This window comes from Streptomyces sp. B15 (assembly GCF_018070605.1).
GTDB classification, from domain to species: Bacteria; Actinomycetota; Actinomycetes; order Streptomycetales; family Streptomycetaceae; genus Streptomyces; species Streptomyces smyrnaeus.
Genome location: NZ_JAGPXJ010000085.1, coordinates 1 through 12,515, shown reverse-complemented (window position 1 = coordinate 12,515; position 12,515 = coordinate 1). Strand labels below are relative to the sequence as shown.

Annotated in this window: 12 protein-coding genes; 3 read left to right on the top strand and 9 right to left on the bottom strand. The window is 73.5% G+C overall.

Features of this window, described 5'->3' with window-relative positions:
* Positions 1-55: 55 nt before the first annotated feature.
* From KBY19_RS28745 to KBY19_RS28715, 7 genes are all read right to left on the bottom strand, one after another.
* On the bottom strand, positions 56-1,615 hold the full coding sequence (locus KBY19_RS28745; protein ID WP_210967008.1) for an RICIN domain-containing protein: 1,560 nt from the start codon (positions 1,613-1,615) through the stop codon (positions 56-58).
* Between the two features lie 267 nt (positions 1,616-1,882).
* A complete protein-coding gene (locus KBY19_RS28740) occupies positions 1,883-3,397 on the bottom strand; it encodes an ATP/GTP-binding protein (protein ID WP_247691518.1) in 1,515 nt (504 codons plus the stop codon).
* Between the two features lie 125 nt (positions 3,398-3,522).
* Complete coding sequence (locus KBY19_RS28735; protein ID WP_099885168.1) at positions 3,523-5,022, bottom strand: SCO6880 family protein; 1,500 nt, start codon at positions 5,020-5,022, stop codon at positions 3,523-3,525.
* Positions 5,009-6,376 (bottom strand): hypothetical protein, encoded by a 1,368-nt coding sequence (locus KBY19_RS28730; protein ID WP_099885167.1) that lies wholly within the window; start codon positions 6,374-6,376, stop codon positions 5,009-5,011. Before KBY19_RS28730 ends, KBY19_RS28735 begins: the two co-directional genes overlap by 14 nt.
* Positions 6,376-7,164, bottom strand: coding sequence for a hypothetical protein (locus KBY19_RS28725; protein ID WP_210967007.1), 789 nt, complete (start codon positions 7,162-7,164; stop codon positions 6,376-6,378). Before KBY19_RS28725 ends, KBY19_RS28730 begins: the two co-directional genes overlap by 1 nt.
* Positions 7,165-7,242: 78 nt before the next feature.
* Positions 7,243-7,560, bottom strand: a complete 318-nt coding sequence (locus tag KBY19_RS28720) for a hypothetical protein (protein ID WP_185018478.1) — start codon at positions 7,558-7,560, stop codon at positions 7,243-7,245.
* A 10-nt stretch (positions 7,561-7,570) separates the two neighbouring features.
* Complete coding sequence (locus tag KBY19_RS28715) at positions 7,571-8,215, bottom strand: DUF6668 family protein (protein WP_099885164.1); 645 nt, start codon at positions 8,213-8,215, stop codon at positions 7,571-7,573.
* Between the two features lie 132 nt (positions 8,216-8,347).
* Here KBY19_RS28715 and KBY19_RS28710 point away from each other — a divergent pair, with 132 nt between their 5' ends.
* Genes KBY19_RS28710 through KBY19_RS28700 form a run of 3 tightly spaced genes read left to right on the top strand, consistent with a single transcriptional unit; the run spans position 8,348 to position 10,984 of the window.
* Entirely contained in the window at positions 8,348-9,379 is a 1,032-nt protein-coding gene (locus KBY19_RS28710) for an NlpC/P60 family protein (RefSeq protein ID WP_099885163.1), read from the top strand.
* Positions 9,376-10,068 (top strand): hypothetical protein, encoded by a 693-nt coding sequence (locus tag KBY19_RS28705; RefSeq protein ID WP_210967006.1) that lies wholly within the window; start codon positions 9,376-9,378, stop codon positions 10,066-10,068. The genes KBY19_RS28710 and KBY19_RS28705 overlap by 4 nt, the downstream gene beginning before the upstream one ends.
* Before the next feature lie 37 nt (positions 10,069-10,105).
* Positions 10,106-10,984 (top strand): hypothetical protein, encoded by an 879-nt coding sequence (locus KBY19_RS28700; protein WP_210967005.1) that lies wholly within the window; start codon positions 10,106-10,108, stop codon positions 10,982-10,984.
* A 45-nt stretch (positions 10,985-11,029) separates the two neighbouring features.
* On the opposite strand, the gene KBY19_RS28695 is transcribed toward KBY19_RS28700, so the two are convergent.
* Positions 11,030-12,070 carry an ABC transporter ATP-binding protein gene (locus tag KBY19_RS28695; protein WP_099885160.1) on the bottom strand — a complete coding sequence of 347 codons (1,041 nt, stop codon included), beginning with the start codon at positions 12,068-12,070 and terminating at the stop codon, positions 11,030-11,032.
* Positions 12,063-12,515: ABC transporter ATP-binding protein (locus tag KBY19_RS28690; protein WP_210967004.1), on the bottom strand; the 453-nt coding region annotated here is incomplete at its 5' end. The genes KBY19_RS28690 and KBY19_RS28695, both read right to left, overlap by 8 nt.

The following is a 12,515-nucleotide window of genomic DNA, read 5'->3' as shown; positions in this document are numbered from 1 at the left end:
GGCCTTGGCCGCGGTCCGCCCGGTCATGGACACCGGCTCGCGGCGCCTGCGCGGTTCACGGCTTGCGGAAGCGCCATCGCTGCACGGAGTTGTCCTCGCAGCCCACGATCCTCAGTTGGGAGTGGGCCCGCTTCCTGTCCGCCAGGTCCAGGCACAGGTGGCCGCTCTTGTGGTTGCGGACCGAGAAGGTTCCGTCGGACTGCTTGTCGAACCACCACAGCTGGTTGTCGTTGTCGGCGCGGCAGTGGTACTCGGTCACCGGGGTCGTGGACTTGGCGGGGCCGAAGGCGGGCAGGTCCAGGCAGAGGTTGTCCTTGACGTTGCGGATCAGATAGAGGTCCGCGTTCCCGGGCCCGGCGTCCTTCTTCTTCAGATCCAGCCGCCACCGCTGGTTGCCGCCGCGGGACCCGGCGGAGGTGTCGCAGGCGCCCTGCTGCACCCGGCCGTCCGGCTTGCCCTTTCCGGTGCCGGGCAGGTCCACGCACTTGCCCGTCCTCCGGTTGACGACCATGGTCGTCTCGGAGGGGATCTTCGCGGTCTTCCTGCTGATCTTCTTCTTGTCGTCGCCGCCGGACGAGGAGTCCCCCTCGTGCGACTCCTCGTCCTTCTCGTCGTCCGACGCCTCGTCGGACTTCGGCGATGCTGACGGCTCGGACAGTGACGACTTCGGCCGGTCGGCGTCCTTGCCCTTGTCCTTGTCCTTCTTGGACGGCTCCGAGGAGGGTGTCCCGGAAGGAGGGCCGGTCGGAAACCCCGGCGGGGACGGCCGCACGGTGTCGGACGGGCCGCGGCCCGCCTCGTCCTTGGAGCCCTCGGCGTGTTTCTGACGCGCTTCGTTCTCCTGCTGCCCGCTCCCGGATCCGGCCATCGCCAGCGGGGTCGTGACGAGCGCCGCCACCGCGACGGCCGTCGTGACGACGACCCACGGCTTCTTGAGCAGGCTGCCCGCCTCGAACTCCTCGTCCGAGCCACGGGAACCGCGTGGCCCCGACCCACCGCCTCCGGGCGAGCGCCGGCCGAGCGAGGGGCGGGGCAGCGAGGGGATCGACGGCCGGGGCAGCGAGGGGCGCGGCACCGACGCCGGCCCGACCCGCGGCTTTTCCACACCGGTGGCGCTCTGAGCCGGTGGACTCGCTCGTCCCGGTGCACCGGCCGTCGTGCCGTTCGCCGCCGCCATGCCTCCTGAACCGGCCACCGGGGCGGCGTCCGCAGCCGGCCCGCCCACGGGTGCCCCGCCCGCCGCCGGCCCGCCCGCCGGTGCGGGCCCGCCACCGGCCGCGGGCCCACCGGTCTGCTCCCCCATCGGCCCGGCGGACTCCGCCGCCGGGCCCGCGCCCTGTCCCACCAGTCGGCTGGAGCCGTCCGGGTCGACCTCGACGCGCACCGAGTAACCCGTGGCGGGGTTCGAGACGGCCGCCGTGACGGGGGATTCCCTGAGCTGCGCGTACCCGTGCAGGGTGTCGAGTATCGCGGTGTCGAGCGGCTGATCGCCGATCACCGGGACCGGATCGCCGTCGATGGTGGCGGCGCCGTCACCGCCGATGACCACCTCGAAAGGGGCGGCGGACGGCTCGGGCGGGGCACCCGGCGGCCGCGTTCCTCCGTCCTCGCTCATGTGAACCACTTCCTGACGCTTCAGCTTGCGACGAACGCACTCACCGAGAAGAACGGGCCCTTCGGCGGATCGGTTCACACCGTCCGCCGGGAGCTGTGCCGCACACCGCCGGGCGGACGGTCCGGACCGGGGCGCCGACGGCGGCGCGCCCGGCCCGGCTCGGGCGGGGGCCGCGGTGGGGGCGCGGCCTCCGCCCCTCCCTACGGAACCGGGAGCGCAACGGTTCACCGCGGTACGGCCGCGGATGCCGCCGCCACGGCCGCCCGCTCACTTGTTCCACCTCTTGTTGGTGTTGTTGACGGCCAACTCCCCCGGTGTCAGGTCCACATGGAGGGGGATGCCGGGGCGGCTGCCGACCTTGACCAGGAAGTTCCCCAGGCCCGGCGGGTCGGCCTGGCGGCTGCGGGCGCTGTCCCACGCGGGAGGCGTCGACCAGTCCACCAGCAGCCGCTTCTCGACCTCCGTCAGCTCCACCACCTGCCCGAGCTGCGGCATCTCGGCCGGCGGCAGCCCCGCGCAGACCACCATGCCCGCGCGTTCCACGAATCCCTTGGCCTTGATGCGGTCCTCCTCGGTCGGCAGGGCGAGCAGGTCGCCGATGGTGTGGGTGACCATGGCCAGGCCGACGCCGCGCTGCCGGTCCAGCCGGGTGAGGGCGTTGACCCGGTCGACGAGGCCCCGGCCGGCCTGCAGCACCCGCCACAACTCGTCCATCACCAGGAAGTAGTTGCGCTGCGGCTCCAGCCCGGCGTCCGCGAGGGCGTGCGCGGCGGAGACCGCGCCGAACCCGTAGGACCAGCACGACAGCAGCGCGGCGGCCTGCAGCAGGGTCTCGCTGTCGTCGATACTGCTGATGTCGAAGCACACCGGCCGGTCGAGTTTCATCGGCTCGGTGGTCGGCCGGGCGAAGGAGTCGCCCAGCAGGCCGTCCCCCAGCAGCGCGGTCAGCGAGGCTTCCAGATTCTCGGTGATGTCCCAGTAGCGCGTGATGTCGCCGCGGTCGAGGGCGACGGCGCGCAACGGCTCGGGGGCGTCCTTGATCACCTGCACCAGATCCGCGAGCACCGGTGTCCGCTCGGTTCCGTGCCGGTCGTCGAGGATGTCCAGGGCCGCGGCGAGCAGGGTCTCCTCGCGGTCGCTCGGCGGCTCGGAGCGCAGAATGGTCACCAGGGCCGAAACCATGTGGAGACGGCGGCTGTGGGTGCCGGCCAGCAGCTGGCGGCGCGCGGCGCCGGTGAGGCGGGCGGCGGCCGAGGTGGACTCGCCGGGGTCCAGGACGTTCAAGTGCCCGCGCCCCCGCCCCAGGCTGATGACCTGTCCGCCGATCGCCCTGATCAGGTCGACGTAGTCGGGCTTGAGGTCACCGAAGACGAGCGGGTGGACCCCGTAGCCGGACAGGCCGAGCGCCATGCGCCGCACCACGGTGGACTTGCCGAGCCCGGGTCGGCCGAGCACGAACATCGAGGGGTTCGCCAGCAGGCCCGTGCGCTGGAACCAGCTCACCGGGTCGCAGCACACCGTGGCCCCGGAGTCCAGGTCGCGGCCGAGCGGCACGCCCACCGTGGGGGTGCCCGCGCCGGCGCCGAACGGCCACAGTCCGCAGACCTGGACGGAGGTGCCCCGCCATTCGGGTGCGGGGTCGACATAGCCGACAGCGCCGCCGCCCCGGCCGGGCCAGCCCCGCGCCGTGGGCTGCGACCGCCGGGGATCGCCGGCCTCGCGCGCCTTCGGGGGGTCGCCCGCCTCGGCCGGGCGACGGGTCTTGACGGTCCTGGGTGCCATCGGGTCCTCCTGTGCTGGATGGCGACTGCTGCTGCGTCGCGTCTGCGCCGGAACCGGCGTGCGCCGGAACTGCCCTGCGCCGGATCGGTCCGCGCCGGATCGGTCCGCGCCGGATCGGCCCTCCGCTACATCGCGTCGCGCACGGTCTGCGGCAGGGCGGTGTGCAGCGGCAGCACCAGCCCCAGCGGCAGCGCCGCGGCGAACGCGGCGGCCTGCGAGCCGTAGACGGGACGGACCGCGATACGCGCCGCGGGGGCCAGGTTGTCCACCGCGGCGGCGGCCCGGGGCAGGTCCTCGGCGGAGTCGACGGTCGCGGTGATCAACATGCCGAACTGGATCACCCCGTGCCCCTGGGCCTGTTCCTCGGCCGCCTTCCTGGCCGCCACCACCTCCACGTCGTCGCTCGCGCGGCCGATCGGCGACTGCTGGGCGGTGAACAGGGCGTTCTTGTAGTCCTGTTGAACCACGCGGGCACCCTCGGCCCGGCTGTGCGGCCGGTACAGCAGGGTGACCCGCTTCCGGGCGATGTCACGGTTGGGCTGCACCAGGCCGGTCAGTACGTTGGACAGCACCTCCCCCTGCGGAGCCTGCGTCATGGCCCAGGTGATGCTGAAGACCCCGTCGTGCCGGTAGTGGTCCCACGCCTCCTGGGCCGCGGTGGGGCCCGCCTCGTCCCAGGACAGTCCGGTGCCGCCGGCCGTGCGCGCCTCCTCCACCAGCTGGGCGACGGTCGGGTCGTAGGCGACCCGCACCGCCTCGGCGAGCTCGGTCGTCGTCATCGGTACGGCCGTTCCCGCACCGGTCATGGACAGCCCGGCGGTCAGACCGGGCAGCCGGGTGCCGATGTGCACCGCCATGTCCTCGACGTTGCGGCGGGGGGCGCCGGGACGGGCGGCGCCGGAGTACGTCAGCGCGATACGGGTGCTGATCTGCGCCGAGCCGCTGGGGTAGGCCGCGAGGACGTCGCGGAGCATCTCCCGCGCCAGTTCGGGGGCGTCCTCGGCGGAGTTGGCGTCGATCTCCTGCTGGAGCCGGACACCGGGGTCGGGGGCCGTCTCCACGGTGACGCTGGCGGCAACGAGGCCGGGTTCCGTGCCCAGCGCGGACAGCCACTGGCCCCAGTGCGCCACCCAGGTGTCCACCTGCAGTTCGTCGACCAGCGCCGCACCGTCCGCGTCGCAGGACAGGACCACGGTGTGATGGTTGGTCGCCGGAACGGTGATCATGGCGAAGGAACGGCCGTAGCCGTCCCGCGCCTCGCTCAGGGACGACTGGGCGGCCAGACCGGGCAGTCGGCAGGTGCCGTTCCCCGCCCGGCCCAGCGGACCCGACCGGTACAGATTGCCGCCGGAGGAGGTGGTGCGCCACCAGGCCAGCCGGACACCGGCACGCTGCATCAGCGTACGGCCGTGCCGGTCGCGCACCGCCAGCGGAGCCATCGCCACGGCCAGTACGACGGCCAGCGCCAGCGCGGCCCACAGGGAGACCAGCGTGGTGAGGACGACGGCGATCAGACCGCCGAAGAGCAGCAGCGTCGCCCCCAGGGACAGGCCTCGCAGACCGGAGGCGCGCGGCTTGCGGAAGTTGCCGTAGGTGCGCGGGGTGGATGCTTCAGTCGCTGCCACGGGATTCCCCCTGCTGGTCGTCGTGGTGTCGATGGGTCGTCGGCACCGGTGCGGCGGGGGTCTGCTCCCCGTCCGCGGGGCCGGTGGGAGCGGCGGGGATCAGCTCCTCCGCTGCGGGGTCCGCGGGGTGCCGCCGGTCGCCCGGCCCGTTCCGCGCGGCCACGGGGTGCGTCTGCCGGGCGCGTTCGCCGACGGTCGCCACGGTGCTCTCGCCGCCCGAGGGGGTGTGCGAGACGTCGGCGCCGTACGCGGACCGGTGGCCGCCCGCTGCCCTGCCGGGGGTGCCGTGCGCACCGGTGGCCTCGACGCGGTCCCTGCCCGCGGTGGCCCCGAAGACCGCGCGGCCGGCGGCGAGACCGCGCAGTTGCGGGACGGTCTGCGCCCCGGTGGCCACGACCTCGCCCCCGCTGTCGGTGCGGGACCTGGAACCGCCGCCGATTCCCGCGAGCGTGGTCTGGGCGACGGGGGCCGCCAGCCGCAGCAGCGCGGGCAGGGTGAAGCAGGCCAGCACCAGCAGGACGACACCGGAGACCATGGAGATGATCTCGTTCCCCGCCCCGTCCCGCGCGGTACCGGACATCGAGAACGCGGCCGCGTACACGATCGCGGCGGTCGGCTTGTAGAGCACGAACGCCAGCAGCCAGCCCACGGACTTGCGGAACCAGGCACGGCCGGCCGGTGTGGAGCTGGCCGCCGCCGACAGCGGGAGCGTACCGGCGAGGATCACCAGCAGCGCCACCCGGACGATCATGAGGGCGATCTGCACCAGACTGCCGCCGATCACCAGCAGCGACATGATCAGCACCAGGAAGGACGAGTCCGTGTCCCCGAGGGCGAGCATGGCCGACACCCGGTTGTCGAACTCGGTCACGCACTGCTCGACCGGCTCGCCGTCCGGGCTGATCTGCCTGCAGCCGGTGGATCTGTCGATGATCCAGACACTGAACTTGTCGCCCGCCACGGTCAGCAGGTTGACGGCGGCCACCCCGGCCGAGGAGACGACGACCAGATTGAGCAGACCCTGCAGAGCCTGTCTGCCGGGCTCGCTGCGGCGCTGCCAGGCGATGTGCCCGGCCGCGACGAGCAGGCACAGTACGGCGGTGAAGGAGGTGAACCACAGGGTGGAGCCGGTCAGGAACGCCACCGGCCCGCTGTCGCCGCTGAGCCGGGGGCTCTCGATCTGCGTCCATGCGCTGCCGAGTGCCTTGACGGTGGAGGCCGCCGCCTCGGCCGCGCTGTCCACGATGTTGTCGAACGCGCTGTCGCCGAGGTCCTTGGGGCTGGTGCCCTGCCCCTCCCCCACGCAGTAGCCGCCGACGGTGGGGCGTACGAAACCGAAGTCGCAACCGGCCATCACACACCACCCCATGCGACGTATCCGGCCAGGGAATCGACCGGAGTGGGCGCGGCCGGATCGGCCGGATACTCCAGCCGCCAGTCCCCGTCCCGCCACAGGGCCGTCGTGGTGGCGGCCTGCATCCGGCCGTCGGGGAACCGCCACACGGTCTGGATCACCGCCGTGCTGCCGGTGTAGGTGACGAACTTGAAGCCGGCGATCTGCCCTTGGCCTGCGCCGTCGCCCGGCTGCCGGTCCGCCTTGCGCTCCGCCTTGGTTCGCGCGTCGATGTAGGACGCGCGGCCCGCGCCCACGGTCTGGGCCCGCGTCACCTTCAGCCAGTCGTCGGCGGCCAGATACCGCACGCTGATCTGGCTGGTGGCCAGCAGGGCACCGACGGGGGTCTTCGCGTAGCAGCGCGCCACGTCCTGCTCGACCACGGCCGGGCCCGCGGCCTTCGACGACGGCAGGGCGACGGTGTGGAAGAGCTTCCAGGACAGGCCCTTGGGCGCTTCGGTGGGCACGTCCTGCCGCTTGTCGTCCAGTTCGGGGCACTTGGTGCCGCTGTCCGCTGCGCCGGACGGTGCCGCCTCAGGCGCCGGACCGCCGTCCGAGGGCTGCCGTGCCGCCGCCGTCCTGGACGCCGAGGCGGTGGCGCCGCCTTCGGATGCGGCGTCCGAGGAGAAGAGGACCACCGCACCGATGACGGCCACGAAGCCGATGAACGCGACCGCGAGGACGAAGCCGGTCCTCAGCCATGGGCTGTGCGGCTCATCCGTGCCGGCACGGTTGCCGGACTCCGCCATGTCCCTCCCCCTCCCTGTGATCCGCATGTGCGCACTCTCCGCCTCCGGCTGTCTGCCGGGCGGCCTGCTGACGGGACGTCATACCAGGGCGCCGACGACGCCGGAGGCTGAGCCGACGAGCACACACGCCCCCAGCACGAAGCCCAGCCCCTTGACGTGCTCCCGGCCGCCGCCCCGGGAGTGGTCGACGGCCATCCGCGCGGCGACGCCGAAGATTCCCGCGACGCACAGCGCCGTGACGCTCCAGGCCACCCACTTGAGCACCGTCACCAGTCCGTCGGCTCCGGGAGGTGCCGCTCCCCCGCCGACGTCCGGAGGACCGGAGGCGGCGGAGTGGGCGGCCAGCTGGCTGAGCTGCTGCGAGGCGACCGAGGCGGCCGCCAACAGGGTGGACATACGGTTCCCCTTACGCGGGTCGGATACGGGCGGACGGGCCGGGGGACGCCGGCCGGGCGAGACGGGCCAGGTCACGCGCCAACGGCGCGCACTCCCTGGGCAGATGGGCCGCGGGCGGCTCACCGAGCCGCCACTGCTCCACCCATGGGACCTCCCAGAGCCTGGGCACGGTGCCGGAGACGAGCTGCAGCAGGTCCCGCAGCGCCCGGGGGCGCCGGCCGGGGGCGTCCGCGACGACGACGAGACCGAGCAGCTCGACACCGGTGACCATCCGCGAGGCCCACTGCTGTGCGGCGTGCTGCACGGCCTGCAGGCCGCCCGCGCTGGAGCGCGCCACGAGCACGACCGGCTGCGGCACCTCGGACGAGGGCCAGGCGCGTTCCGCGTCCCGTCCGCCGGGCACGGCCCGCTCCAGCGTGGTGACCCCGGCTCCGCCGTGCACACCCAGCCACCACCACGCCGGGCCGGTGACCGGCTGCGGCGAGGCGACGGGCAGCAGTTGCGCGGGCCGCGGCACACCGGCCCCCTGAGGTGCCGTCGGACCTGTCAGCGCCGTCAGCACGTTCTGAACCGATCGCTGCGGCTCCCCGTTGTTGCCCCCCGAAGGGCGGGCCGACGACAGCCAGGGGTTGGAGACCGGCGCATCCCCGGCCATGGCATCTCCCTTCGACGCGAACTCGTCGCCGCGTTCCGCTACATGAATTGACAAAGAGTTCGAAGCGCTGTTTTCGACTGCAGGCCCACATACGGACTCTCGATCGAACTGGTTCAAGGGGAGGGGGTGCGGATGACCACGACCACCGTGAGAGGGGCGGCGTGCGTCGCCGCGGGACTGCTCGCCTTGTTGGTGGGGCTGTCCGTGGTGGCGGCCGCCGACGAGGAGGAAGCCGGCGCGCCCACCGGGCTCGTCACCGTGCTCGACGCGGGGCGCGTTCCGCCGGAGTACGTGGAGTGGATCGAACGCGCGGGCAAGGAGTGCGCGGAAGTCAGCGCTCCGCTGATCGCCGCACAGATCGACGCCGAATCCGGCTGGAATCCCACCGCGCGAAGCGGGGCCGGGGCCCAGGGGCTGAGCCAGTTCCTGCCCGGCACCTGGAAGACATGGGGGGTGGACGCGGCCGGTAAGGACGGCAGCGCCGAACCGGACGGTGTCGCCGACCCGTTCACCCCCGGCGACGCCATCATGACCCAGGCCCGCTACGACTGCTGGCTCGCGGACAAGGTCAAGTCGCTGGGGCTGGACGGCGACCCGACACGGCTGATACTCGCCGCCTACAACGCCGGCCCCGGCGCGGTCGAGCGGTTCGGCGGTCTGCCGCCCTACCCGGAGACGCAGAACTACGTCACGAAGATCGTCACCTCGATGGCGGGCTACTCGGGCGACGCCGCCGGTGAGGACGGCGGTACATTCGGCAACCGGGTGGTGGCCAACGCCAAGAAGTGGCTGGGCACCCCCTATTCGTGGGGCGGCGGCGGCCCCGAAGGCCCCGGGAGGGGCTTCGCCCAGGGCGCGAGCACGGTCGGGTTCGACTGCTCCAGCCTGGTCCAGTTCGCCGTCTATCACGCGAGCGGCGGCAAGACGCTGCTGCCGCGCACCTCCCAGGTCCAGGTCACCGAGGGCAAGGCCGTCCCCCGCGACGAGATGCGGCCGGGCGATGTGATCGGTTTCGACCTGCACGGCAGCTTCGACCACATCGGCATCTACCTCGGCAACGGTCAGTTCATCCACGCGCCGAAGACCGGCGACGTGGTGAAGATCAGCGACCTCGACGACAGCTACTACGCCGGCAGGCCCCAGAAGGTGAGGCGGTTCGGATGACAGCCCCCAGCATGCGCCGTACCTCCGCGACGGTGCTCGCCCTCGCGTTCGCGCTCGCCCTGCCCGGATGCAGTGTCGGCGGGGACGACGGCGTGGGCGGCAGCGGTGACCAGCGTGCGCAGCCCCGCGCCTCCTCCCCGGCCCCCGACACATCGGCGCCGGACGGCACCGGGTCCGGCTCGCCCTCGCCGACCGGTCCCGCGGACAGCAAGCAGACCGAGAAGCCGGCCGAGGGGGGCGAGCCCAAAGGGGGCGTTCCCCGGCCCGAGGAGGTCGACCAGAAGGACGCCGACGCGGTGGCCGAAGGGACGCTCACGGCCATGTGGACGTACGACACCGCCGTCGATCGCGGTCCGCACGACGCCGGCGTACGCACCGCGAACGCCGGCTGGCTGACGGAGAAGTACACCGAGCAGCTCCGCGGACACCGCTCCCGTTCGGCTCCCGGCGCCCAGTGGGACACCTGGGCGCAGCATCGCGCCTACACCACGGTCGAGCTGACGAAGACCGAGGACGCGGCGAAGCCCGCGGACACCGACACCGAGGCCTGGCGGCAGTGGACCGTCACCACCATCCCGCACGGCCGCGACGGATGGCAGCGCAGGCCCACCGCTGTCGTGGCGTACGTCCACCTCGTCCGTGCGCAGGCCGACGCCGCATGGCGGGTCGCCGGCGTCACCGTGCGGTAGTGCCGGAAGCCTCATCCCGAAGGACAGAAGGAGTTCCATGCCCACCACGTACCAGCCCGACGAGGTACCGGCCTGGCCGGCGTACGCCTTCGTCGTCCGAGGCAGCGGCCAGGTGGCCGTCTCCGGCCCGCTCCTGCCCGCCTGCGAACACCCCAGCCGCACCTCGGCCGTCGACGCGGTCGCGGCGGCCGCCGCCGGGCTCGGCCGGCCGGTGCGGGCCGAGGCCACCGAGCCGGACGGCACCGTATGGCATCTGGTCATCTCCCCCGACGGTGCGGTGGGCGAGCTCTCCGGCGGCGCACCGCGCGGCAGGGCCCCGAAGAAGCGCAACGCTCCCACGCCGGCCCCGGCCCCGGCCCCGGCCCCGGACCCGGAGCCGGAGCCGGACCCGGTGGTGGCGGCGGCGCCCTCAGCCACCCCTTCCCCCGCGCCTGCCTCGCCCGGGGGCCTGCCGGTGGCCTCCGACGCCCTGACAGAGGGCGTCTCCCAGCTGGAGACGCACGCCGCGGCAGGCCGCATGGACCAGGCCACCGCGCTGGCCGCGCAACTCGACCAGCACGCCGCCGACTCGCTGGGCCTCTCGCACCCCGACGCCCTGCGCACCCGTGAGGCCCGGGCCCGGATCACCGCACTGGCCGGCGACCCCGTCGGCGCGGTGCGGCTCTACCGCGACATCGCCGAACGCTGGCACTACCAGGGAGCCGACGACCAGGCCGAGGCGGTCGCGTCCCGCGCCCACGCCCTGTGGCTGGAGATCCCCGACCTGGAGACGGCCATCGCCGCCGGAGTCGCCATGGTCCGCATGCGCAACCAGATCCCCGGCGAGAACGGCACCGCCTTCGCAGCCACCCTGCAGCATCAGACCTGGCTCGAAGCGGCCAGGAACGCCACCGTTCGGTCGGCGGCGGCCGGATGAAACCTTGACGCCCCCGGCAGGCCGGTACGCGGTGCTCCGTCGGCGCTAGAGCGGCAGATGGCAGGCCGCAAGGTGCTGCGGAGCGCCGGGTGCGGGTTCGTCGGCCGGTACGGTGTCGGCGCACACCTGCTCGGCCTTCCAGCACCGGGTGCGGAAGCGGCAGCCCGACGGCGGATCGGTCGGCGACGGGACCTCGCCGAAGAGCACGATGCGCCGGCTCGGGCCGTCCTGCGGCGCCGTCGGCGGGCGGGGCGCCGCGGACAGCAGCGAGGCGGTGTACGGGTGCCGGGGAGCGGTGAAGACCTCCTCGGCCGGTCCCGACTCGACCACCCTGCCGAGGTACATCACCGCCACCCGGTCGGCCACGTGCCGCACCACCGGCAGATCGTGCGAGATGAACACATAGGCCACCCCCAGCTCGGTCTGCAGTTCGGTGAGAACGTTGAGGACCTGTGCCTGCACCGACAGGTCCAGCGCCGAGACCGGTTCGTCGCAGACGATCACCTCGGGGTTCAGCGCCAGCGCCCGGGCGATGCCGATGCGCTGCCGCTGCCCGCCGGAGAACTCCTGCGGATGGCGGCGCGCGTCCCCGGCCCGCAGCCCCACCATCTCCAGCAGTTCGCGCACCCGCCGCTCGCGCCCGGGGCGCGGTACCAGGTCGGGGTGCGAGAGCCAGGGCTCGGCGATCAACTCCCCCGCTGTCATCCTGGGGTTGAGCGAGGCGAACGGGTCCTGGAAGACCATCTGCACCCGGCGCCGCCAGGCCAGCAGCGACTTGCCGCGCAGCGTGAACGGGTCGACGCCGTCGTAGCGCACCGTCCCCGCGTCCGGGCGCTCCAGCATCAGCAGCACCCGCGCCAGCGTGGACTTCCCGCACCCGGACTCGCCCACCAGGCCCACCGTCTCGCCGCGCCGCACGGTGAGGTCCACCCCGTCCAGTGCGTGCAGCCGGGTGCTGCCCGAGGCGCTGCGCGGCACCCGGAAGGTCTTGGTCAGCCCGTGTGCCTCGAGCAGCGGCTCCCCGGCGGTCGGACCGGTGGTGCCCGCACGGTCGGCGGTGCCCGCGGTGTCGGCGGTCTCAGACATCGGCCAGCTCCTTCCAGTAGTGGCAGGCCGACGCGCGCCCCGGCCCGGTGGCGACCAGCGGCGGCAGATCGGTGGCGCACCGGTCGCGCGCCAGCGGGCAACGGGCGCGGAACGCGCAGCCGGTCGGCACCGCCCCGGGCCGCGGCGGGCTGCCCTCGATGGACGGCAGTGTGCTGCCACGGGGGTGTCCCGCGGGCACCGAGTCCAGCAGGCCCCGGGTGTAGGGGTGCCGGGGGGCCGCGAAGACCTCCGCGACGGGGCCGGACTCCACGACGGTGCCCGAGTACATCACCGCGACCTGGTCGGCCTGCTCGCCGACCACCGCCAGATCGTGGGTGATGAGCACGAGCGCCATTCGGGTCTCTCGCCGCAACTGGGCGAGCAGTTCCATGATCTGCGCCTGCACGGTGACGTCGAGCGCGGTGGTCGGCTCGTCGGCGAGCAG

Bases quoted from the DNA above. Each gene is read 5' to 3' on its own strand.
- KBY19_RS28720 (WP_185018478.1), bottom strand. From the start codon at position 7,560: ATGTCCACCCTGTTGGCGGCCGCCTCGGTCGCCTCGCAGCAGCTCAGC.
- KBY19_RS28710 (WP_099885163.1), top strand. From the start codon at position 8,348: ATGACCACGACCACCGTGAGAGGGGCGGCGTGCGTCGCCGCGGGACTG.
- KBY19_RS28730 (WP_099885167.1), bottom strand. From the start codon at position 6,376: ATGGCCGGTTGCGACTTCGGTTTCGTACGCCCCACCGTCGGCGGCTAC.
- KBY19_RS28740 (WP_247691518.1), bottom strand. From the start codon at position 3,397: ATGGCACCCAGGACCGTCAAGACCCGTCGCCCGGCCGAGGCGGGCGAC.
- KBY19_RS28700 (WP_210967005.1), top strand. From the start codon at position 10,106: ATGCCCACCACGTACCAGCCCGACGAGGTACCGGCCTGGCCGGCGTAC.
- KBY19_RS28715 (WP_099885164.1), bottom strand. From the start codon at position 8,215: ATGGCCGGGGATGCGCCGGTCTCCAACCCCTGGCTGTCGTCGGCCCGC.
- KBY19_RS28705 (WP_210967006.1), top strand. From the start codon at position 9,376: ATGACAGCCCCCAGCATGCGCCGTACCTCCGCGACGGTGCTCGCCCTC.
- KBY19_RS28695 (WP_099885160.1), bottom strand. From the start codon at position 12,070: ATGTCTGAGACCGCCGACACCGCGGGCACCGCCGACCGTGCGGGCACC.
- KBY19_RS28725 (WP_210967007.1), bottom strand. From the start codon at position 7,164: ATGGCGGAGTCCGGCAACCGTGCCGGCACGGATGAGCCGCACAGCCCA.
- KBY19_RS28745 (WP_210967008.1), bottom strand. From the start codon at position 1,615: ATGAGCGAGGACGGAGGAACGCGGCCGCCGGGTGCCCCGCCCGAGCCG.